This is a genomic window from Phocaeicola sartorii JCM 17136 = DSM 21941, from assembly GCF_054653615.1.
This window is the reverse complement of record NZ_BAAIFW010000005.1, coordinates 3,433,888-3,456,103: the sequence shown is the minus strand read 5'-3', so window position 1 is coordinate 3,456,103 and position 22,216 is coordinate 3,433,888. Positions and strand designations below refer to the sequence as shown.

Here is a 22,216-nt window from a genome sequence, read left to right as displayed (position 1 = left end):
GCGATCAAACTTAGCGATTAACTTGCATTCTCGTCCACAGTAGGGGCGGAATGTTTCCGCCCGATAGCATAAAGAGGATGTATTTTATAACAGTGGAATGACTGTGATATAAATACCTGTGATTATTGCCGAAGTAATCACTCCCGAAATATTTGCTCCCAGTGCATCGCCCAGAATAAAAGAATCGGGATTATCTTTGCTGACAATTTTTTGTGCCACTTTGGCAGTGGTCGGTACACAGCTCACAGCTGCAATACCTATCACCGGATTATAATTTCCTTTCTTGATGAAGTACATGATATATCCTCCGGCAATCCCTCCGATACCCGAAATCAGCAATGCCAACATTCCCAGAACCAACAATTTCAGGATTTTGGGATCGAGCAGCAGATGAGCGTCACAAAGCACGCCTAACAACAGCCCCAGCATGAAAGTGGAGCCATAAAGTAGTGGCCCGCTGACAAAGTCATAGATATGTTTCATCCCCGATTCGCGCACGGCTACCCCTAGGAATAAGGAGAAGAAGAGGGGGGAGGCAACCGGAAACAAGAAACAAAGTACGGCGCAGAGAACAGCGGCAAAGGCTAGTTTTACTTTCGCGTCATAATTCTTCGGTGCTTTCTTTACGGTCATCTTGATAGAGCGCAGACGTTTGGGGACCAGCAACTTTACTAAATAAGGGTAGCCACCATAAGTCAACCCTAAATAGAGATAGGCCACTACGGTGATGGGAACGAACAAGTGCTTGGCAAGTGCCAGTGAGGTGAATAGCACCATCGGGCCGTCTGCACCGCCTACCATGGCTACGGATGCACTTTCCTGTGCTGAGAGTCCGAAAGCATGGGCAATAGGTAGGGTGAGGAAGGTGCCCAGTTCGCCGCACAACGCAAGGAAAAGACTGGCAAAAGGTTTCTGTAGCAGGAAGCCTACATCGAGTAGGGTACCTATTCCCATGAAGACGAAACAGGCAATAAGTCCGTTGCTGAACGTAAGGGTGTAGACCGGTTGCAGGAAATCTATTTGCATGGTATTCATCAGTGCGTCTGTATCTGATAACATGGGGTCAAGGAAAAGATTGCCCAGTCCTCCGTCCGGCATTATTAATGTTCCACAGTTGATGGCGATCATCCCTAGTCCCATCGGAATCATTACCATGGGTTCCAAGACTCCTTTCCATCCCAAATAGATGAGGAGAAATCCCAATAAAATTAAAAAGATGCGTGCGCCGGCAAGAAACCAACCGCTTTCTATCATTGTGCCAATGCCTTGGAAGAGTATTCCGAAATCTATATTTTCCATATCTGATTATTAAGTTTAAGGTTATTTTTTTGTTGAAAGGTTCTTTTTCACATGGGTATTTTTTTGTTGCTGGTGCATCTCTTCCCGTTGCTTGAGGTAGACCATTTGGGTATCAGGATAATAATAATCTATCAGATTCAACTGGGATGCTCCGTGGCTGACTCCATGATAGTAGCCGCCTTCCTGTTTGCCTTTACGGTCATTGTTCATGCCCCTGTTCCAGTTTTCGCGGCCGTCTCCCAGAGCTTCCATTTCCTCGGGAGTCTGGTCCCATACCAGTTGGGTGAAACGGGCGCGCGCTTTTTTGATTCTTCTTAAGCGCTGAAGCTCCAGAAGATGGGAACTGTAAAAATCCATAGAGTCTGCCGCCAATGCTATTCCTTTGATAACGGCAGCTACAAAGAAGCCGATGAGGAAAGTAAGTCCCATCATGGCCAGGGTAGATATAAATAAGTGTAGCATAATGATGTGTAAATGAGTTAGTGAATTAAACGGTATGCAGCTCCGGACAATAGTGATGGCAGCGTAATGCAACACAATGTATATGTGCGCACGGGCTGGTCACTTCGTCCGGAATGATTGTCATTAGCAGGGAGAAGAGAGAGGGGGAATCCGCTAAATCAAAATATGCTTTAGTGTGTAGATGAAGTATCTGCACGAGGATTTTACATAATTAATGCTGAGGAATAGATTGTTGAATTTTTCTTCGGGCAGGAGAGTACGGTAATGGTAACGTACTTGGGCGGTAGATAAAAACGGGTATATCTTGGTAAGTACCGGAGTGCGTAAGGTAAGGCATAAAAGGTTTGTCTCGATTAGCTTCACATTGGGAGCATCATATCGTTTTTCTGTTGCCAATTGACGATAAGAATCTGCATCATCCGACAACATGGATACAGAAGATAGTACTTCTGTCTGCCCTTCCCGGATAATTTCTCCTTTTCCTGTATTGTCCAAACTGCACAGTAAAAGGAAACACGTACATATAGCAATAAAATACTTCATAATCACTGCTACAAACATAGTCATAAAAAAGGAAATGCGGAGCGTAGAAGGGGCTGTTTTATAGATTATTTCACCTTTATTTTTTACGGGAACTATGATAAGACAAAACAGGCTGTATCGATGAACTTTCCGATACAGCCTGTTGTTATTATTAGGTTACACTGATTAGAAATACAGGTAACGGTCGTCTTTTACCTCAGCTTTCTTGTACAGGTCATTGATGAAGCTGCTAGCATAACGTCCTGCCATATTAGACAAGTTGTTTTCTTCATTCTTCGCATCAAATTCTTCTGCACTCTTTTCTTTATTGAACACTTGAATCATGTAAACACCAGCATTACCTTTGATAGGACCGGTCAGTTTGTTTGCTTCAGCTTTGCTTGCATAAGCACCTAAGGCAGGTTCACTGGCGCGAGTCACTGATACGTAGGCTGGAGCAGAGAAAGTGATATGTTTTACTGAATCACTGACTGCATTTGCCATACCTTTCACTTGGTCAATGCTGTTTGCACCTTTCATTTCAGCCATCAGTTTCTCAGCTTTTTTATCCTTGATGATTTCTGCTTTCAACATATCGGCAACAAGATTGATATTACGATATCCGGCAGGATTGATCTTTTCAAGAGCAACTACCATCAAGTGATCGTTTTCACCACATTCATACAATGGAGATACTTCACCTTCTTTGGCTGCAAAAATCCATTTCAGTGCTTCGCGGGTTCCTTTCACGCCACCTACACGATGTTCTGCACTACGGAAATCAGCACGTTCCAACAAACGGTAACCATTTTCTTCTGCATTGGCTACAATTTTGTCCATTGTAGTGTTTTGGGCTACGAACTGGCTGAAATCATTGTATGCTTTATTATAAGTTTCTTTGCTGAATTCAACCGGACGTTTAACTACTGCTACTTTATATTTATCTTTCATGGCCTTCTTGTCCAATACTTGAAGGATTACGTTGGCTTGTCCGATCTGTAGGTTATTCAGTTCTTTAACACCTGAGTTGATCAAGGTATTGATGTATTTGGCATTGTCAGCATCCAGTGCAGCACCCTCATAGTTGCGGGCAGTCAACCAAGTGGATTCACCTGTCTGGCCATATTTTTTAGCAACATCTGCAAAGTCAGCTCCACCTTTCAATGCGTTGAAAATACTGTCTGCTAAAGTTGCGGTTTTAGCTGCGTCTTCAGCATATACTTGAATCTGACGGTACTGAATTGAGTCGGGAGCGGTTTGCTTGGCAATAATTTTGAACGCATTGTAGGAGTCATCAGCTTGGTTATAGTAAGGACCATATACTTCGTTGATGCTTACAGAGTCCAGACGAGTGACAATATCGTTAGGATATACCGTCTTGTTGATTGCAATTTCAGAGAAAGGAACGACCGAACCGGTAGAACGGATGAATGTGCTCATATCGGTAGCAGTACCCAGCTGAGTAGCGTATTCGGTTACTTCATTCAATACTTCTTTGCGGTCTTCGTCAGACGGAGTTACCAATACATCAATGTATTTGATGTTACGGGTTTCAACCGGCTGTTCGAAAGAAGCTTTTCTTTTGTTATAAAGATCTTTGATTTCGCTGTTTGAAACAGTGATGGTTGAATCACTGATAGAAGAATAAGGAATTGCAGCCAATAGAACGTCTGCTTGTTCTGTACGCGATGTGAAAGCGTCTTCAGCGGCAACCGGATTTGAAATCAATGATTTTGCGATCAGATTCTGATATTTTTCAGCCAAAGTAGATTGAATCAGTGTCTTTTCAATGAAATTCCAGAAAGCACCCATTTTCTGATAGTATTCCACATACTGTGCAGGCATTTTGCTTGCGTCCAAATGAGCATAATCCACTAGGAATTTTTTCAGCATGTCTTTGTCGAAAGCACCGGTTTGCGGATTGCGGAACGGAGTCTGCATCAACAGCGGGTTAGTGCCTTCTTCGATGATTGCCTGAACTTCAGCTTTGCTGACAGTCAACCCCAACTTTGCAGCTTCTGCTGCAATCAACTGGTTATTTACGTAAGATTGCCATACCTGGTCTTTCACTTGAGTCAGTTGGTCGTCATTTAATGCGGAAACACCTTGTGTCAATTTAATGACTTCTGTGTATTCATCTACCATTTTCTGATACTCTTGTGCTGTAAGTGCTTTTCCATTCACTTCACCTACGTCTTGTTTACCCTGATGCGGTTGGAGAACCTTCCATGCGTCTCCGGCAATGAATGCGAAGAGGGCAAGTCCGATTACAACGACCAACAGAGGGCCTTTACTTCTGATTGTTTGTAATGTTGCCATTTAATTTTACTATTTTTGTTTATTGTTTTTCTATACTCCATAGATTTAGCGCACGAAGATACAAAAAATGCAGCTTACAAGCTATTTTATTGTGAAAAAAATCTGTTATTCGATCACTTTCAACTTTACTAATTCGATTTTTGTTGCTGTTACTTTGATTATTTTGAAACGAAATTTATCGAAAGTAATCTCTTCGTGCATTTTGGGGAAGCTTTGATATTGGTGTAGGATGAGTCCGCCGATTGTCTGGTAATCATCACTTTCCGGCAGTTCAAGTGAAAATAATTCATTGGCTTTTTCTATTTCCAGACGTCCGGAAAGGATGTATTCATTGTCTCCGACAGATTTGGCAATGTAAGAAGTGGTGTCGTGCTCGTCTTCTATTTCACCGAAGATTTCCTCCACTAAGTCTTCTAGTGCCACGATGCCGGATGTACCTCCGAATTCATCGACTACTACGGCCAGGGATTTTTTTTGTTGCATAAATAACTTCATCAGTTTGTGGGCTCCCATAGTTTCAGGAACAATAGGCAATTGGCGGACACTCTTAGTCCAGTCCGTCAGTTCACGAAACATTTCAGAGGAATGGATATAGCCTGTAATATTGTCAATGTTTTCTTTATAGACAATGATTTTGCTTATGCCGCTTTCTATAAAGCGGGTTTTTAATTCCTCTATGGGGGTTCCATATTCTATAGCGACAATTTCAGTTCTGGGAACCATGCAATCTCTGATTTTAATATTCGAGAAATCCAGGGCGTTTTGGAATATCTTGACTTCTGTATCTATGTCTTGCTCATTTTGGGCATCTTGTATGCTGCTTTGAATAAAGTAGTCCAAATCAACTTTTGTAAAAGCTTTCTCATTGGCTTCTTTATTTGTTTTAATACCTATCATGTAGAGTAATATGTTGGATATTCCCGAAGCGAATTTGCTGATGGGATAGAGCAAGACATAACAAATGTAGGTTGGAATTGCAAAAATATTCAGAGTGAAATTGGGATTGATCTTAAATAAAGTTTTGGGCAGGAACTCTCCTGTTACCAGGATGATCAGTGTGGAAATAATTGTTTGGATTAGCACCAGCAAGAAGTGGTTGTCTATGAATCCTGCCAATAGGTTCTGTTCAATGACTTGTGCCATCAATATACCGTAAATAACCAAAGCGATATTGTTTCCTACCAACATGGTGGAGATAAAATTATTCGGATTATGAAAGAAGATGGAAAGTATGCGTGAATTTATGCTTTGGCTGTTACGGTCCATCTCAAAACGTAATTTATTGGATGAAACAAAAGCAATTTCCATTCCGGAGAAAAAAGCGGAAAAAGCCATTGTGATAAGAATCTGTATAATAATACCCATAATCGTGAGTGAATTAACGTATCGAATCAGTTCTGGTACTGTCGGCAACAGCCTTTGTACTGTCTGTTGGTGCTGTATCTTCTACGGTAAAAATACCTGTGTTATTATAAATTTGATATTCTGTCATTTGCTGGTTGGATTCAAATCCATAACCGGTAATGATTTTGTCTTCTTGTTCGATGCGGATAAATTTGTCGGAATAGACTCGCTCTTGCTTTTCGTCCCAAAAGAGCAGGTCTGTGTCAAATTTGTCTCCCCTTTGGCTGCGGATATGCACATTGCTTCTCAATTCCCAAAGTTTCTTTTTCTCGTAGTAATAGGCTGTATCGGCTTTTATACTGGCATCAATATGGAACAAGGAGTCAAACTTTTCCAAATAAACTCCTTTTTCAAAAGCCCAATAAGGGGGATTCTTTTTATCATAAATTTCCCATTCTTCTGTGATGATTTTGTAGCGGGTGATACCGGAATCGGATACAAGGGTAGTGACTCCCAAGGTTTTCATGCTGGGCAATGAGTCTCTTTCTGTAATGGCTTCTGCCAGATTTTTCTCGCCTCCCGAGCATGCGGGGAATAAAACAAACATAACAGTTGCCCAAATGGCAACTGTTATGTTTAAATATAGAATGTGTGATTCCTGTTTTTTTTCAGACGACATAATTATCTGATAGTTGTTGTTTCACCAATCCATCCACCGATTGTAACAGAGTCACCTTTCTTCAAGCTGAGGAAGAACAAATCAGCATCTTTCGGAGTATGTGCCGCATAAGTACCGATCAGTTTGTTTGCTTCTTCAGCAACACTGGGATCTACGCTTTTTGCTTTCTGTAATTTGTCGATAACAGCAAAATAAGTACACTTGTTCAATGCTGCTTCATCACTCCAGTTGGGGCTTGATGCATACATATTAGCAATCAAAATGTAAGGTTTACCGTTGTTTCCATCTAGTGAGATAGACTTCAAGGCATATTGTTTTGCTTTGCTCAATTGTTTCTTGCTGAATAAAATGGCAGCGGTTTTGTATGCATAATCAGCTTTTTTTAATGGATCTTGCTCTAAGTTGATGGCCTGGTCAAAGTAGTCAATGCATTTGTCCATATCGCCTTTCTTATAATACATGTATCCACAGCCAACAGCGGTTTCGGCAGTTGGTTCGATGGCGTGTGCGGCTTCGGATGCGGCAAAATAAGCCTCCTGCTCTGTACAGCCCAACAGTTGCATCACTGAAATAACTTGTTTCAGATAGTCCAGGTTCGTTTTGTTCTGTGCTACTTTAGGAGCATAGATTGCTTGCAGGTTATCACAAGTCGCTACACCGCTATTAATGAAGAAAGCGTCAATGTTGTCTTTTGCCACTTTCAATAATTTCTTGTCATTTTCTTTTGTGGCAGCTTTCAAAGCTCCGTCAGCAACGCCTGATGCAAACAAATAATCTTGAATGAACTGTTCTTTATATGACTCGTCGCTCTTCATTTTGCGGGCAGCTGCATCCATGAATTCCTGCAATACAAAATAGTCTGAATTCTCTTTTTCAAGTTCAATGGCTTCTTTGAACATCTTATATGCTTCATTCATGTCCTGACCACCCATTGTGAAATAGTCGTGACCCTTCATGCCGATAATGGAACCTTTTGTTACATCTCTTTTGACCAGCTTGTTCAGATCATCCAGATATTGGATACGTTGATCGTGAACTTTCATCAGTTCATTGAAATATTGTTTTTGTTTAGCTGCATCTTTTTCACCGGCTATTAAGGCACGAAGAATTTTTGCACCATTAGTATAAGTACTTACTTGGGCTTTTGGAGCTTCTGTAAATACACTCATCCAAGGAGTATAGGCATCCTTGAAGTTGTTAGTCTTCACATACTCAGTGTAAATACTGATATTTTTCAAGCATCGGAGACTGTCTTCACCATGTCCGAATCTTGATCCGTCTGACGCTCCAGTTTGAGCGAAAGAAGCTGTTGCACTTAAAGAAAGGACGAACAGCGCTGTTACCATCTTCATTTTCATCGTATATAAATTTAGTTGTTGTTATTTATTTGCTTCTTTGCTCTGATTAATCAACTTTCCATTTCATGAACCAACGTTCATTGAAAGTAAGACCAATATTGATTCTTAAATAATTTTCTTCCATCAACCCCTTGAACTTGGGACTGACTTTGACATATTGACCGGAAATGTTCAGCATAGATTTACTTTGAAACATGGGAAGTCCAAAACCCACACTGACACCATATTCGCGTGCACCGTCTTGAAGACTGGTTGCTCCTGTGTCCGGATTCGTATAGCTGACCTTGTTATAAGGGCTTGAATAGTAGGCTCCCATACGGTAACGGATACGTTTCAGATAGTTGTGGCTGAAATAATTGGGTATAAATTCCGCCCCCAAAGCTATTTTTGTACGGTTACTCATTTCCACACTCTCTTTGTTGAACTTACTCCAACTTAGATCAGCTGTATCCCACTTCTGTAAAGTATAGTCAATTCCTATGGTCAGACGGTTGTCATATACGTAAGTAAGACCGAGACCCAATGTATGCGGCATTTTAAACGGATTCGTAATGGTATCACCGGTTTGTGACTGTACATAGATAGAACCATTACTTTCCATACCTGTCTGATGATACTTGTATGCATCCCCGTGCAAGGTATGTCCCAATGTATAGACGGCGCCTACATTAATCACGTTTTTCTTATTTAATTTATAAGTGTACTGTAAACCGAAATCCAATTTATAGTCACTGATGGAAAATTTGTCTAACTTGATACTACGTGTATCTGTCGCTCCAATAGTTGTCATGGACTGATGAGTAATATCTCCATAAAGATACGAAAAATTCGCACCCACAGACAAATTATTGAAAACTTTATAACCTAATCCTACAAAAACTTGATGAAATCCTCCGTCACCAGTGTATGATTCAGACCATTTTCCGTTATTGTCGACATCTTCGAAATCATGTGTCTTGGAAATATTATAGCCCACAGTGGAGAATGGAAGAAAGCCAACTGTCATTCCCATTTTCCTCCATAAGCGGAATTGCATGGCCATATAGTCAAAACTTGAATTTTTAGCATTGGTTTTTACGTTGCCATCCTTAAAATTCGCATTCTGAAGAGTCATCCCTGCATCGAACAAGAATGTCAATGAATCGATAGCTGTATAAGATGCCGGATTAGATGCGTTGATTTGGTAGCCGTTTCGCAAGCCGTATGCTATTCCTCCCATCGCTTTACTGTTACCGAAATTTTGATCAGCTAACTGACCAAAGCCGTAGCGTGTATAGGGAGAGTTTGTGCTTGTTTGGGCTACGGCCAGCCCTGTGACTGTGAGTAATATTGACGCACTAATCAGTCTTTTATAGTTTATCATTATAGCTTAATATTCTGTTTAAACCTTTCAATACTAAAAATCTATCTGCAAAGATGATACTTTTTAATTTTGTATCAAAAGAAAATTCATCTCCGCCCGTTAAAAAAACCAAAAGTCCCGGATAATTCTTTTGAAGATGGGTGATATACCCGCTCATTTCGAATTCCATTCCGCGGATGACTCCTGCCCGGATAGCTGTTTCTGTAGATTGTCCATACATCGGAACTTCTCCTTTAGCGTTTACTTTGGGGAGCTTGTCGGTGAATATGTTCAATGCTTTGAAACGCATACGCATCCCCGGAGAAATATTCCCCCCATGATAGGCTCCGTCAGCATCGATAAAATCGTATGTGACGCAGGTTCCCGCATCAATAACCAGTACATCGTGTCCGGGTTTCAGCCAGCTGGCAGCGACCACGGCTGCTAAACGGTCCATGCCCAGTGTTTGAGGCGTTTTATATAAATTCGTGATAGGGACAGGGGTCTCATGACTTAATTCGATGATAGTAAAAGGCAATCTTTCCAGTTGGCGCCGGATAGTATTGCTTAGCGTTATGACAGAAGCTATGATACCTCGTCTTAGGGGATATCGGGAACAAAGCATCGGGAGGCAATCTAAGGAATGATTGGAACCACGAAATACTTCAACCAACTCGCCTTTGTCAAATATAGCCAATTTGGCTACTGAGTTTCCTATGTCGATAATTAAATTCACAACTTTGCTTTTTCGGTTGCAAAGTAACGCAAAAAATAAATAGGAATAGCAATAAAAAATGGTATTTGTGAGGAATTAATTAATATTTAGGTGTACTTTTGCATCGGTAAACAGCGAATGGAATTTATGAATAAACTAATTATAGCATTGATGTTGTCTTTCTTTTCCTTGACTCAATCGGTTAGAGGACAGGAAGATAGTATAAAAGTAAGCCTGATGACCTGTGCTCCCGGAACGGAAATATATGCCTTGTTCGGGCATACGGCATTGCGCTATGAGGACACGGCACGCGGAGAGGACTGGGTGTTTAATTATGGCATGTTCAGCTTTAATACTCCTCATTTTATCTATCGTTTTGTCAAAGGGGAGACTGACTATGAGTTGGGTGTGACTCCTTATTCTTATTTCGAAGGCAGTTATGCTATGCGTGGTTCATCAGTCTATCAGCAGACATTGAATTTGACTATGGCGGAAAAACAGAAACTCAGAAGATTGCTGGAAGAAAACTATCAGCCTGAGAATAGGGTTTACCGCTATAACTTTTTCTATGACAATTGTACTACGCGTGCGCGTGATATAATAGAGGAATGTATCGAAGGAAAGGTTGTTTATCCTGATGGGAAGGAAGGGCTCTCTTTCAGGGATATTGTCCATCAATATACTAAGGGACACGAATGGGATGAGCTGGGCATTGATATGTGCCTGGGCAGTGAAGCGGATGAACCTGTTGATGCGCGTAAGCAGATGTTCGCCCCTTTTTATATGTTGGAGGCGGCTGGAAAAGCAACGATAGTGGCAGGCGACAGTGTGCGTCCCTTCGTCTTGCAGGAAAAGAAAGTGGTGGATGTGGAGCCGGAAGGTGGCGAGGGCGGTTTCCCGCTGTCACCTCTGGTGTGTGTGTTTGTTTTAATGGGAGCGGTTTGTTTGGTAGGATGGATCCAGCTTAAAGTCAAGAAGGTGATTTGGATTTGGGATTTATTCCTTTTTGGCGTACAAGGGCTGGCCGGATGTGTCATCGCTTTCCTGGTTTGTTTCTCTACCCATCCTACAGTGGGTTCCAATTGGCTTATCCTTTTATTGAATCCTATCCCTTTAATTTATCTTCCCGTTATGGTTTATAGGGCTATAAAAGGTAAAAAAGATCTCTATCATCTAATCAATATAGCATATTTAACACTTTTTATAATGATAATGCCGTTTGTACAGCAAAAATTCAACGCAACGGTATTACCTTTGGCACTGTGTTTGCTACTGTGTTCAGCAAGTCACGTTTTATTATATTACAGACAAAACAATAAATGAAAGGACGCATCTTAACTTCTCTTCTGACTGTTATTGCATTAACAGGGTTGCAGGCACAAAATGTCCCTGCTGTTCCCAGGTTGGTGGTCGGCTTGACTATTGACCAGTTACGGACGGACTATATAGAAGCTTTTTCGGCTTTATATGGTGAACGTGGCTTCAAACGGTTGTGGAAAGAAGGGCGGATTTACCGGAATGCCGAATATGACTTCATCAACGTGGATAAGTCATCGGCGGTGGCGGCCATTTATACAGGTACCACTCCTTACACCAATGGTATAGTAGGGGATAAGTGGATGGACCGCAGCACGCTTCGGGTGATCAATTGTGTGGACGATACCAATTTCATGGGGATTTATACCTCCGAGTCCACTTCTCCGCAGAAAATAAAGGTTTCCACCTTGTCGGATGAGTTGATGATAGCCACACAAGGAGTATCCGAAGTTTATTCTATCGCTCCTACACGTGAAATGGCGGTGTTGGCGGCCGGTCATGCTTCAAAAGGTGCATTTTGGTTGAATGATGAAACTGGAAAATGGAGTGGAAGTACATATTATGGTACATTTCCTTCATGGGTGACTACTTATAATGATCGGGAAGGATTGGATTTCCGTATCGGCAATATGTCGTGGGCGCCTTATTTGCCTGTTACAGTCTATAAATACCTGACCAGCGAAAACAAACAGGTTACATTCAAGCATAACTTTGATGACGAACGGAAAAATAAATACCGTAAACTGAAAACAAGTCCCTATGCCAATGATGAGGTAAACCGTCTGGTTAATGCTTGTTTGAATAATACTTCTATAGGGAAGGATGCTGTTCCTGACTTTTTGTCGCTGGCATATTATGCCGGGAATTATGACCATAAGGCTTCCGCGGAGCTTCCTATGGAAATGCAGGATACATACGTACGTTTGGATAACAGCATTGCAGAGCTATTGGAATTAATAGACCGGAAAGTAGGGCTGAGCAACACTTTATTCTTTATAACCTCTACTGGATATGCTGACACAGATCCTGTTGATCCGCCTCAATATAAAATACCGGGTGGGGAATTCCATATTGAACGTTGTTCGGCTTTGCTGAACCTCTATCTGGCGGCTATTTATGGTGAAGGACAATGGGTGGAGGCGCATTTTGAGCAACAAATATATCTGAACCATAAGCTGATAGAGCAAAAGCAGCTGAATATGTCCGAGGTGCTGAACCGTGCATCGGAATTTTTAGTGCAGTTCAGTGGAGTGAAAGATGTATATTCCTCACAACGTTTGCAGTTGGGAGCGTGGACTCCGACCATTGATAAAATAAAGAATTACTATAATCCGGCATGTTCCGGAGACCTGTGGGTGGAAGTATTACCGGGTTGGACCGTGTTCCGTGAACATTCGCTTGATACGCAGGTGCAACGCTATTCGTATGCCTCGGCTCCATTGATTTTTATCGGGAACGGAATGAAACCGGAAATAATCCATGCGCCTGTAAAGATAGGTAATATAGCACCAACCGTAGCCCATTATATGCGTATTCGTGCTCCTAATGCAGCCGTTCTGGCACCTATGACGGACATTCGCAAATAATATTAGAGAGAGAAGTGCAAATAAATCAGCATTTTATTATAACTTTGCACTTTCAAAAGTAATCAAATTAGAAAATAATAAAAACAAAAAATACAATGGGATTTAATGAATTTATCGGCAAATTGTTTGGAAACAAGGCCACCCGTGACATGAAAGAAATCAAGCCGTGGGTTGACAAAGTAAAGGCTGTCTATCCGGAAATTGCCAAATTGAGTAATGACGAGCTCCGTGCAAAAACAGTAGAATTGAAGAAGTATATTTCAGATTCGGCTGCAGAGGAACAAAAGAAGATAGAAGAACTGAAAAGTACTATCGAAACTACAGAACTGGAAGATCGTGAGGGCATTTTCGCACAGATAGACAAACTGGAAAAAGAAGTGCTGGAAAAATATGAAAAAGCACTGGATGATGTACTTCCGCAGGCTTTTGCTATTGTAAAAGACACTGCACGCCGTTTCTCTGAAAATCCGGAATTGATTGTAACCGCTACTGATTTTGACCGCGAGCTGGCGGCTCAGGGAAAAGATTTTGTACGTATTGAGGACGATAAAGCTATTTGGCAGAACCATTGGGTTGCCGGTGGCAATGACATGGTATGGGGCATGGTGCATTACGATGTACAGTTGTTCGGTGGCGTGGTGTTGCATAAAGGTAAGATTGCTGAAATGGCAACCGGTGAAGGTAAGACGTTGGTAGCTACTCTGCCGGTATTCCTGAATGCGCTGACCGGTAATGGTGTACACGTGGTTACTGTTAATGATTATTTGTCAAAACGTGACTCGGAATGGATGGGGCCATTGTATCAGTTCCATGGGTTGAGTGTGGACTGTATTGATAAACACCAGCCCAATTCAGACGCACGCCGCAGAGCTTATATGGCCGATATCACTTTCGGTACGAATAATGAATTCGGTTTCGATTACTTGCGTGACAATATGGCTGTCAGTCCTAAAGATTTGGTGCAGCGTAAACATAATTATGCCATTGTCGATGAGGTGGACTCCGTATTGATTGACGATGCCCGTACTCCGTTGATTATTTCCGGTCCTGTGCCTAAAGGCGAAGACCAACTGTTTGAACAACTTCGTCCGTTGGTAGAGCGTTTGTTCGAGGCTCAGAAGAAACTGGCTACCCAATACTTGGCTGATGCCAAACGTTTGATTGCATCGGATGACAAGAAAGATCAGGAAGAAGGATTTTTGGCATTGTTCCGCAGTCATAAGGCGTTGCCGAAGAATAAGCCGTTAATTAAGTTCTTGAGTGAACAGGGTATCAAGGCAGGTATGCTGAAGACTGAGGAAATCTATATGGAACAGAATAACAAGCGTATGCCTGAAGCTACTGATCCATTGTATTTTGTCATTGATGAAAAGCAGAACAGCGTGGATTTGACCGATAAGGGAATTGATTTGATAACCGGAAACGCGGCGGATCCTACTTTGTTCGTCTTGCCTGATATTACTTCTCAATTATCTGCTTTGGAAAACGAGACAGACCTGACAGAAGAAGAAAAATTAGCCAAGAAAGATGAGCTGATGACCAATTACGCTATCAAGTCTGAACGCGTACACACCATCAACCAGCTGTTGAAGGCATACGCCATGTTCGAAAAGGATGATGAATATGTAGTGATTGACGGACAGGTTAAGATTGTTGACGAACAGACCGGACGTATCATGGAAGGCCGCCGGTATTCTGACGGTTTGCACCAGGCTATCGAAGCCAAGGAAGGTGTGAAAGTGGAAGCTGCTACCCAGACCTTCGCTACCATCACGTTGCAGAACTATTTCCGTATGTACCACAAGCTGTCGGGTATGACCGGTACCGCAGAAACAGAAGCAGGCGAACTTTGGGATATCTATAAATTGGATGTAGTCGTTATTCCGACTAACCGTCCGATTGCCCGTAAGGATATGAATGACCGCGTTTATAAGACCAAACGTGAAAAATATAAAGCTGTCATCGAAGAAATTGAAGAAATGGTAAAGGAAGGACGTCCTGTCCTGGTAGGTACCACTTCAGTGGAAATCTCAGAAATGCTGAGCAAGATGCTTGCCATGCGCAAGATTGAGCACAATGTATTGAATGCGAAACTGCATCAGCGAGAAGCGGATATTGTAGCCCAGGCAGGTCAGAAGAGTATTGTGACCATTGCTACCAATATGGCAGGTCGTGGTACCGATATCAAGCTGAGTCCGGAAGTGAAAGCTGCGGGCGGTTTGGCCATTATCGGTACGGAACGTCATGAAAGCCGCCGTGTAGACCGTCAGTTGCGTGGTCGTGCCGGTCGTCAGGGTGACCCGGGTTCATCCGTATTCTTTGTATCATTGGAAGATGATTTGATGCGTTTGTTCTCGTCAGACCGTATTGCCAGTGTAATGGACAGGCTTGGCTTCAAGGAAGGTGAGATGATTGAACACAAGATGATTTCAAATTCTATTGAGCGTGCACAGAAGAAAGTGGAAGAAAATAACTTCGGTATCCGTAAGCGCTTGTTGGAATATGATGATGTGATGAACAAACAACGTGTGGCTGTCTACACCAAACGCCGTCATGCCTTGATGGGCGAGCGTATCGGCATGGATATTGTGAATATGATTTGGGATCGTTGTGTTTATGCTGTTGAGCTGGGAGACTTTGATAATGTGAAGATGGAGATATTGCAGACTTTGGCAATGGAAGTGCCTTTCACAGAGGAAGAATACAACAAGATGAAAAAAGAAGATCTTGCCGAGAAGACATTCGAAGCAGCAATGAATAACTTCAAGCGCAAGACAGACCGCATGGCCCAGATTGCCAATCCCGTTATCAAGCAGGTATATGAAATGCAAGGACACATGTACGAAAACATCATGATTCCTATTACGGATGGCAAACGCTTGTATAACATCTCTGTCAACTTGAAGGCGGCTTATGAAACAGAAGGCAAGGAGATTGTGAAGTCATTTGAAAAAGCAATTCTGCTTCATACCATTGATGATGCATGGAAGGAAAACCTGCGTGAACTGGACGAACTGAAACATTCTGTACAGAATGCAAGTTACGAACAGAAAGACCCGTTGCTGATCTTCAAGCTCGAATCAGTTAATCTGTTCGATAATATGGTACATAAGATTAATAACAATACCATCTCTGTATTGATGCGTGGACAAATCCCTGTTCAAGAACCGGAACAAGTGCGTGAAGCAGCTCCCGAACCACAGGCTCCCCGTCAGCAGTATAGAGAGGAAAAGCAGGATTTGAGTGATCCTCACCAGCAAGCGGCTGCCGGACGTGATACCCGTGAGGTGAAACGTGAACCGATTCGTGCAGAGAAAACAGTAGGACGTAACGATCCTTGTCCCTGCGGAAGTGGCAAGAAATACAAGAACTGTCACGGACAGAATGCTTGATAAATAACGATTATTATAAAAACGTCCGGGTAGAATTTACTGTCCGGGCGTTTTTTTTATTCCTTTTAACTCACTTCTTGCGTAAATAAGCGTACTTTTGTTCCCAAAGAAAAAATGATCGTATGAAAAAAACTGTTTCACTAATGATGCTGGTTGCCGGAACATTCCTTGCTTCCTGCAGCAGTTTGCAGACCATCTCTTTTGACCAGCTACAAGCGGGCGATGTCAGTTTTCCGGATGCGGTGAGAAAGGTGGCCGTGATAAACAATATGCCCGTCTTTAAAGCCAAAGATAATCATGAAATCCTGAGTGCTGAATTGGAAGGAGACGGTAAGGTGGCCTCCGAAGCTTTGGCGGAGAATATTGCCAATGTGAACTATTTTGATCAAGTGGTTATCTGTGATTCTGCATTCCGGGCAACTGATGAAGTGCCCCGCGCCAATGTCGTTCTGACCAAAGAGGAAATACAGAAACTGAGTGAGGATTTGGGGGTGGATATGATATTGTCATTCGACCGCATTCATATCCAGACCAAACCGGGGATCTTGCTCTATCCGGATTATCCTGTGCCCGTAGATGCAGTGGATGGAATTATATCTCCCATAATCAGGCTGTATATCCCCAGTCGTGACAAGCCTTTGTTTGTTGTAGCCAAACAGGACACCATTTCCTGGGAAATGAGTCCGGCTCTCTCGGATCAGACGATCGTGAAGGAGGCCTCGGAGTTTGCTGCTTCGGTGCCTGTGGAACATTTATTGCCCCATTGGAATGAAGTGACCCGTTTTTATTACGACGGTGGAAACATAGAAATGCGTGATGCCGGTGTATGTCTTCGCGAGAATGACTGGGACGGCGCGTATAATCTGTGGAATACTGCCTATGAGAAGAGAAAAGGTCAGCAAAAGATGAAAGCCGCTTTTAATATTGCACTATATTATGAAATAAAGGATAATATGAAGCAGGCTAGAGATTGGTTGGGAAAAGCCAGGAAATTAGTAAAATCCGGCAGCAGGGATGAACAGTTGATAGACTTCTATTCATCGGAACTGGAGGAAAGAGAAGGAAAGTTATCCAGATTAAGAATACAAATGAAACGTTTTGATGATAATTTTTAGAGAATAAGTGTTGAGGGAAAGATTTTTTTTGTACTTTTGGATATAAATAATACATAAAATTGATTTGGGTATGAAACTCAGTGCACAGTCACATGCTTCTATTGCATCTTCGCTCCGGGAAGCGATTGATAAATATACGACGGATGGAGAGAGAACAATAGTCACCGATATACACTTGCAGCCTAAGCAGGATAGCGGTGAATTGATTATTTTTAACGACGATGACGAAGAATTGTCGCGTACCATCATTGAAGAGTGGGTAGATTATAGCGAGGATGATTTTTATGCGATTGCAGAACGTGTACTTCGTGGTGAGATCAACTCGTTGAAAGAAGTGGGAGCTTTAGAAAAGCTGGCTATCCTGAAACCTTATTCTTTTGTTTTGGTGGATGAGGATAAGGAAACGATTACCGAACTTTTGCTGATAGATGATGAAGACACTTTGTTGCTGAACGATGAACTTTTGAAAGGGCTGGACGAAGAGTTGGACGCATTCTTGAAAGACTTACTCGAAAAATAGATCATTTGGATAGCAGGTCATGGACAAGCTGATATCCTCTCCGATGCTGTAACACCAAATAGGTAATTGCATTTTCAAGAAAAGCAATTACCTATTTGGTGTTTTTACCGACAAAGATAGGCTTTTTCCTTCAAATCCTCCTGAATTTCCAACACAATCTTTCAAATAACTTTTTTGTTTTCAATGCCTTACGTTGTGCCACCGGCAGCGGCGAAGCTGTCCGTGTGCCACCTCTATAGGTTGCATCCTCCGCACATTACGCTTGTGTACGGGATGGCTGAATTTCGTACCCGGTTTACGGATGCGGCTTATTCCATTTCGGCATCGGGCATGTTTTCCGGCAGGTCGAGGATAGTTCGCCGGATTGTTGTCGTTCTCCGAACTCGACCAATTATTGTTATCTGTTTTGTCTTTACAAGAAGGACAAGCCTTCCTGTCGATAGCCCTTTTTTAATAAACCGACTCTCTCCGGCAAGCCGTAACCGACCGGACTCCCGCCAACAAAATGTTTCTTGCCTTTATTTTCTGTTCTCATTGTTTGCTTTTCCTTTTTCACTGTATTGTTTCCACCCTGTACCCTGCTTGCCTATCTTATCCATGACAAGGGCAAACCCGGCATATTGCCTTTCTGTAATGACTTGCTGTTCCACACAAACCCAGAATAGCATTTGCAGCATACGGTATTTATCAAGAAACTCAGTGATAACCGCCACCTTTTCGTAACTGCTGTTTGCCTTATAAATCAGTGACAACATATCCAGATTCAATTCTATCATCCGATTTCCCATATTATACCGGAAGAACCGGGGAAAACCTTGCGATAAAGGAATCAGCAGGTTCAACAACCGCAAGGTGTCACGATAAAGAGGTAAATCTTCGGATAATGCCATAAAAAATATGTTTCGACCCGCGAAGCGGGTTATTCGTTTAAATAGATAAAGTAACGGCTACGCCGTAATAGATAAATAAGATCAAAAAGCATAGGAACACCGCACCCTGGGGGCGTAGTTCTTACCGTACCAGTACAAGTACAGATTGCCACCGCCGTAGAAGCGCACGTAGCAGGCATAGTAGCCATAGTACTCCGAACTCGACCAAAAGTAAGTATCCGTACTGAATGGCGTTGCACCGCTGATTTTCTCCAAATACCTATTCATGTTAGCCACGGCTGTTGAAGCGGCACCGGATATAGAGACATTATCTTTATTTGTATCAGCCTTATGTTCGTCTAAATTTACATTGCCCAAATTGGACAGAATATCCCACCACTGCCCCATACTGGGAATAAACCAACCGGTGGAATTGGAGGGAGCAGCGTATTTCCCGGTGCTGCTCTCTGCCGTACCGTAGCGGCTGGCATGGTAAAAGGCGGTATAGGTATCCTTTAAAGCATTACCACTATTTTTATAGGTGTCGATTATCCAATGCGTTTCACCGTAACCGTCAATGTTATTGTACTGCTTCTGTAATGTGCCGGTGTTTTCTTTGAAAGGTTCTCCATCAGCGCCGCCGCTGTTTTCATCTTTACCGTATTCTCCCCACCGGCAACCGTCTGAAGCATTGGTGAGTGCCATGACAAGACCGTGAGGGGTGTCTACGCCTTTTTCCTTCAAGGCTTGTTTGGCCGCCGTACTGATACGACTGACGTCGGTACTGTAAACAATGCCTATAGGGGTGCTGCCGGTATATCCGGCAGCAGAAGGCAACAAGGTTCCATCCGCATAATATACAGCACCGGGAGCAAGGGTATATACCGACGTTTCCGGAACAATCCACTGATATTTTCCCTGCTGTCCGCCGCTTATCACAGCCGTCCCAGTTTTCTTCTGCCCACCTTGCGTATAAAAGTAACGGATGGAACCTGATGACAGTTCGGAGGCGGAAAGCAACAAGCGCGTTTCATTCGTGCCGCTTTGCCATGGAACATACACGTTGTCACCGATGACAAGACCGCCATCGGAAAAATTATCCGGTACCCAATTATAAGTCTGCCCCTTCCACTCGTATGTGTATTTGGGAGCAAGTATAAGCATCGTCCGGACGTGCTTCAACTCCATCCTTAAAATATTCCCGGCGGTGTTGAACATGCCACCGGTACCTATCATCAAATCGGATGCGGTATAATCGGCATAATTACGTTGGTCGGCTTTGGGAGTGAAAGCGTTTTTTATCTCGTCTTCCGTCTTTTTACCGTTCATAGTTTCGCTGTATGGATAATAGACAAGATAACGATAGGAGGCATCATAAGTTATATTCTGGCTGCCGCCCGCGTCCGTCCATTTTGTGCCGTCAAAGGTAAAGGCTTTATTGTCAATCACCAGTTGGCTGCCGCCGTCGGTCACTATCAATCCCAACCGGTCACCGCTGGTAAATACGGTTTTAAAGCCATCTTCTACAGCACGGGTAGTCACACCGGCATCTGCCGAAAGAAAGCCACCATCGGACACTTCGATTGTGAAACTGTCTCCATGAATAGGAGAATCCATTTCCTGTTCTGCACAGCCACTCAAAAATAGGATGAATAGTAGCATAGCACTTGTTGTATATCTATTTTTTATCATTATCGGATATTTTATTTATGGCATTGTTATCGTACAAAAGGCACGTGTATTGGCACCTCCGTAATCCGGGTAATCTTTGTTAAAATGCCCACGTTCACCGGTGGCGTTACCTATTGACCATCCCCAAGAAATACCGTCATCTCCATACCAATGCTGCCCGTATAAACGTTTCCAATGTGACGGCCATGAACTGTCCCCGTTAGCTTCCTGCACTGCGAAAATGTCTCTTAACGATTGTTCTGAAACACCCCAGCTGCAACCCTGGATAGCAGGCTTGTGGTTGGAGACTGCTCCCCAGTAATCCGCATTTCTATTTATGTATCCACCGCTTTCCAATGCAACGACATACACTTTTTTATTCTCTATCTTATAGACAATGCCGGCAGGCGGATTAATAAAATTTTGAGAGATGGTTTTATCTTCATATACCAAATATCCCACTTGCGGAGATTCCGTATCTTTCGTAACAAGATGGATATCCACACTGGTACTTATATCCGAAAGCGTGAATGTAAACTGCCTTTGCGTGACATCAAAAGTCTGGTTGTATTTACACCAGCCTACCAGTTCCACGGCTGTCACCCCTTTCCCTTCATTTACTTTAAAAGTCAATACCGGATTATCCGTGGCATCGAGCGGATAGCTAAATTTACCGTTCGGTACGTCTGTCGTGTTAGAAATGGATATATCGCTTATCCCTTCACCCGTTACGGTAATGATATATGGTTCTGTGTCATTCGTACCCGTCACATCGCCCATGCTCTCCCAACCGTCAGCAGAGACAATCATGCCGCTTTTATGCACCGTGATGGTGTAATTGTATGCTTTTCCGGCTTCGGTATCTGCATCACCGACCGATGGAGTATAATAATAGGTATTGCCGCTTATGGTGACGCTGATAAACTTCTCTCCGGCAGTGAAAGGAGACTGGGGGACGAGCAGGGCGGAATAGCTGCTGCCGGACGGGTAAGCTGTTATCCAGGCGTTGGTGCTTGGGCTGGTGATGGTACCGGCAGCACAATCCACCGTAGCAGTGGTGTAGCCGTAAAACTTCACTTCTGCGTTTTGCAAATCGCTGTCCGTCAGCCCGCTGCCTGCTTTCAGGGTGGCAGTGACTTTTGTCATGCGGTGCTCGAAGTTCAGGCTGGCGGTGGTGTTGAAGGGGACGCTGCTTTGAGGGGCATACAGGAAATCCAGTTGGGCATAGTTATTGCCGTCGTTCTGTCTGGTGATATTGGCAAGATTGAAATTTACCGGATACCAGGCTTTGACGTTTATGCTGTTCTTGTCCTGCCAATAAAAGCCGTCGGTCAAGGTCAAGGCACCGTCACTGGTGGCGGTATAGGTTTTTGACGTGTTGTTCACTTGTATGTTTACCTGTTCGCCTCCCGTCCATCGGCTATTGTTGTCAGTCGTAGCGCGGGTGGTGGTCAGCCCGTCCACGCTGGCGGTGAACGTCATGGGGTATTTACCGTCCGGCAAGGCGGTGCTGTCGTCGGTCACATCGCTGCACGAGGCGGCCATCAGGCAGGCGAAGACCGCCACCGCCAAATGTCTGAATGGATTTGATTGGTTCATCATATTATTTTTCTGTTTTTATTATCACTTGTACCACCGGCAGCGGCGAAGCTGCCCGTGTGCCACCTCTATGGGTTGCATCCTCCGCACATTACGCTTGTGTGCGG

Annotated in this window: 17 protein-coding genes; 5 read left to right on the top strand and 12 right to left on the bottom strand. The window is 43.1% G+C overall.

The annotated features are described in order from the left end of the window. Positions 1-84: 84 nt before the first annotated feature. From ACYQ0C_RS14750 to ACYQ0C_RS14710, 9 genes are all read right to left on the bottom strand, one after another. The gene (locus ACYQ0C_RS14750; protein WP_016275832.1) at positions 85-1,299 is read right to left on the bottom strand and encodes a sodium ion-translocating decarboxylase subunit beta; all 1,215 of its coding nucleotides are present in this window, start codon (positions 1,297-1,299) and stop codon (positions 85-87) included. 21 nt (positions 1,300-1,320) lie between these two features. Next, positions 1,321-1,761 carry a hypothetical protein gene (locus ACYQ0C_RS14745; protein WP_016275833.1) on the bottom strand — a complete coding sequence of 147 codons (441 nt, stop codon included), beginning with the start codon at positions 1,759-1,761 and terminating at the stop codon, positions 1,321-1,323. A gap of 153 nt (positions 1,762-1,914) precedes the next feature. Beyond that, positions 1,915-2,304, bottom strand: coding sequence for a hypothetical protein (locus tag ACYQ0C_RS14740; RefSeq protein ID WP_244964597.1), 390 nt, complete (start codon positions 2,302-2,304; stop codon positions 1,915-1,917). 165 nt (positions 2,305-2,469) lie between these two features. Beyond that, the gene (locus tag ACYQ0C_RS14735; RefSeq protein ID WP_016275835.1) at positions 2,470-4,602 is read right to left on the bottom strand and encodes a peptidylprolyl isomerase; all 2,133 of its coding nucleotides are present in this window, start codon (positions 4,600-4,602) and stop codon (positions 2,470-2,472) included. A gap of 105 nt (positions 4,603-4,707) precedes the next feature. Beyond that, a complete protein-coding gene (locus ACYQ0C_RS14730; protein WP_016275836.1) occupies positions 4,708-5,967 on the bottom strand; it encodes a hemolysin family protein in 1,260 nt (419 codons plus the stop codon). Positions 5,968-5,980: 13 nt separating this feature from the next. Then, positions 5,981-6,625 carry an LPS export ABC transporter periplasmic protein LptC gene (gene lptC, locus ACYQ0C_RS14725; RefSeq protein ID WP_016275837.1) on the bottom strand — a complete coding sequence of 215 codons (645 nt, stop codon included), beginning with the start codon at positions 6,623-6,625 and terminating at the stop codon, positions 5,981-5,983. Between the two features lie 2 nt (positions 6,626-6,627). After that, positions 6,628-7,983 carry a tetratricopeptide repeat protein gene (locus tag ACYQ0C_RS14720; protein ID WP_016275838.1) on the bottom strand — a complete coding sequence of 452 codons (1,356 nt, stop codon included), beginning with the start codon at positions 7,981-7,983 and terminating at the stop codon, positions 6,628-6,630. 46 nt (positions 7,984-8,029) lie between these two features. Next, positions 8,030-9,346 (bottom strand): BamG family beta-barrel-assembly machinery protein, encoded by a 1,317-nt coding sequence (gene bamG / locus ACYQ0C_RS14715; RefSeq protein WP_016275839.1) that lies wholly within the window; start codon positions 9,344-9,346, stop codon positions 8,030-8,032. Then, positions 9,333-10,061, bottom strand: coding sequence for a type III pantothenate kinase (locus ACYQ0C_RS14710; protein ID WP_016275840.1), 729 nt, complete (start codon positions 10,059-10,061; stop codon positions 9,333-9,335). The genes bamG and ACYQ0C_RS14710 overlap by 14 nt, the downstream gene beginning before the upstream one ends. Before the next feature lie 126 nt (positions 10,062-10,187). On the opposite strand from ACYQ0C_RS14710, the gene lnb reads away from it, so the two are divergent. From lnb to ACYQ0C_RS14685, 5 genes are all read left to right on the top strand, one after another. Continuing rightward, positions 10,188-11,363: a lipoprotein N-acyltransferase Lnb gene (gene lnb / locus ACYQ0C_RS14705; protein WP_016275841.1), complete on the top strand. Its 1,176-nt coding sequence runs from the start codon at positions 10,188-10,190 to the stop codon at positions 11,361-11,363. After that, positions 11,360-12,943: an alkaline phosphatase family protein gene (locus ACYQ0C_RS14700; RefSeq protein WP_016275842.1), complete on the top strand. Its 1,584-nt coding sequence runs from the start codon at positions 11,360-11,362 to the stop codon at positions 12,941-12,943. The genes lnb and ACYQ0C_RS14700 overlap by 4 nt, the downstream gene beginning before the upstream one ends. Positions 12,944-13,038: 95 nt before the next feature. Next, positions 13,039-16,335 carry a preprotein translocase subunit SecA gene (gene secA / locus ACYQ0C_RS14695; RefSeq protein ID WP_016275843.1) on the top strand — a complete coding sequence of 1,099 codons (3,297 nt, stop codon included), beginning with the start codon at positions 13,039-13,041 and terminating at the stop codon, positions 16,333-16,335. Between the two features lie 122 nt (positions 16,336-16,457). Then, the gene (locus ACYQ0C_RS14690; protein ID WP_032941652.1) at positions 16,458-17,450 is read left to right on the top strand and encodes a DUF6340 family protein; all 993 of its coding nucleotides are present in this window, start codon (positions 16,458-16,460) and stop codon (positions 17,448-17,450) included. Between the two features lie 70 nt (positions 17,451-17,520). Beyond that, a complete protein-coding gene (locus ACYQ0C_RS14685) occupies positions 17,521-17,970 on the top strand; it encodes a hypothetical protein (RefSeq protein ID WP_016275845.1) in 450 nt (149 codons plus the stop codon). 518 nt (positions 17,971-18,488) lie between these two features. On the opposite strand, the gene ACYQ0C_RS14680 is transcribed toward ACYQ0C_RS14685, so the two are convergent. The 3 genes from ACYQ0C_RS14680 to ACYQ0C_RS14670 form a co-directional block, all read right to left on the bottom strand. Beyond that, positions 18,489-18,860, bottom strand: a complete 372-nt coding sequence (locus tag ACYQ0C_RS14680) for a four helix bundle protein (RefSeq protein ID WP_016275846.1) — start codon at positions 18,858-18,860, stop codon at positions 18,489-18,491. Positions 18,861-18,941: 81 nt separating this feature from the next. Beyond that, positions 18,942-20,501 (bottom strand): fimbrillin family protein, encoded by a 1,560-nt coding sequence (locus tag ACYQ0C_RS14675; protein ID WP_139015984.1) that lies wholly within the window; start codon positions 20,499-20,501, stop codon positions 18,942-18,944. Positions 20,502-20,546: 45 nt separating this feature from the next. After that, the gene (locus tag ACYQ0C_RS14670; protein ID WP_016275848.1) at positions 20,547-22,112 is read right to left on the bottom strand and encodes a fimbrillin family protein; all 1,566 of its coding nucleotides are present in this window, start codon (positions 22,110-22,112) and stop codon (positions 20,547-20,549) included. Positions 22,113-22,216 lie beyond the last annotated feature (104 nt).

Coding starts and splice junctions, on each gene's coding strand:
- bamG (WP_016275839.1), bottom strand. CDS start 9,346: ATGATAAACTATAAAAGACTGATTAGTGCGTCAATATTACTCACAGTC.
- ACYQ0C_RS14685 (WP_016275845.1), top strand. CDS start 17,521: ATGAAACTCAGTGCACAGTCACATGCTTCTATTGCATCTTCGCTCCGG.
- ACYQ0C_RS14730 (WP_016275836.1), bottom strand. CDS start 5,967: ATGGGTATTATTATACAGATTCTTATCACAATGGCTTTTTCCGCTTTT.
- ACYQ0C_RS14740 (WP_244964597.1), bottom strand. CDS start 2,304: ATGAAGTATTTTATTGCTATATGTACGTGTTTCCTTTTACTGTGCAGT.
- ACYQ0C_RS14675 (WP_139015984.1), bottom strand. CDS start 20,501: ATGCTACTATTCATCCTATTTTTGAGTGGCTGTGCAGAACAGGAAATG.
- ACYQ0C_RS14735 (WP_016275835.1), bottom strand. CDS start 4,602: ATGGCAACATTACAAACAATCAGAAGTAAAGGCCCTCTGTTGGTCGTT.
- secA (WP_016275843.1), top strand. CDS start 13,039: ATGGGATTTAATGAATTTATCGGCAAATTGTTTGGAAACAAGGCCACC.
- ACYQ0C_RS14745 (WP_016275833.1), bottom strand. CDS start 1,761: ATGCTACACTTATTTATATCTACCCTGGCCATGATGGGACTTACTTTC.
- lptC (WP_016275837.1), bottom strand. CDS start 6,625: ATGTCGTCTGAAAAAAAACAGGAATCACACATTCTATATTTAAACATA.
- ACYQ0C_RS14680 (WP_016275846.1), bottom strand. CDS start 18,860: ATGGCATTATCCGAAGATTTACCTCTTTATCGTGACACCTTGCGGTTG.
- lnb (WP_016275841.1), top strand. CDS start 10,188: ATGAATAAACTAATTATAGCATTGATGTTGTCTTTCTTTTCCTTGACT.
- ACYQ0C_RS14670 (WP_016275848.1), bottom strand. CDS start 22,112: ATGATGAACCAATCAAATCCATTCAGACATTTGGCGGTGGCGGTCTTC.
- ACYQ0C_RS14700 (WP_016275842.1), top strand. CDS start 11,360: ATGAAAGGACGCATCTTAACTTCTCTTCTGACTGTTATTGCATTAACA.
- ACYQ0C_RS14720 (WP_016275838.1), bottom strand. CDS start 7,983: ATGAAAATGAAGATGGTAACAGCGCTGTTCGTCCTTTCTTTAAGTGCA.
- ACYQ0C_RS14750 (WP_016275832.1), bottom strand. CDS start 1,299: ATGGAAAATATAGATTTCGGAATACTCTTCCAAGGCATTGGCACAATG.
- ACYQ0C_RS14690 (WP_032941652.1), top strand. CDS start 16,458: ATGAAAAAAACTGTTTCACTAATGATGCTGGTTGCCGGAACATTCCTT.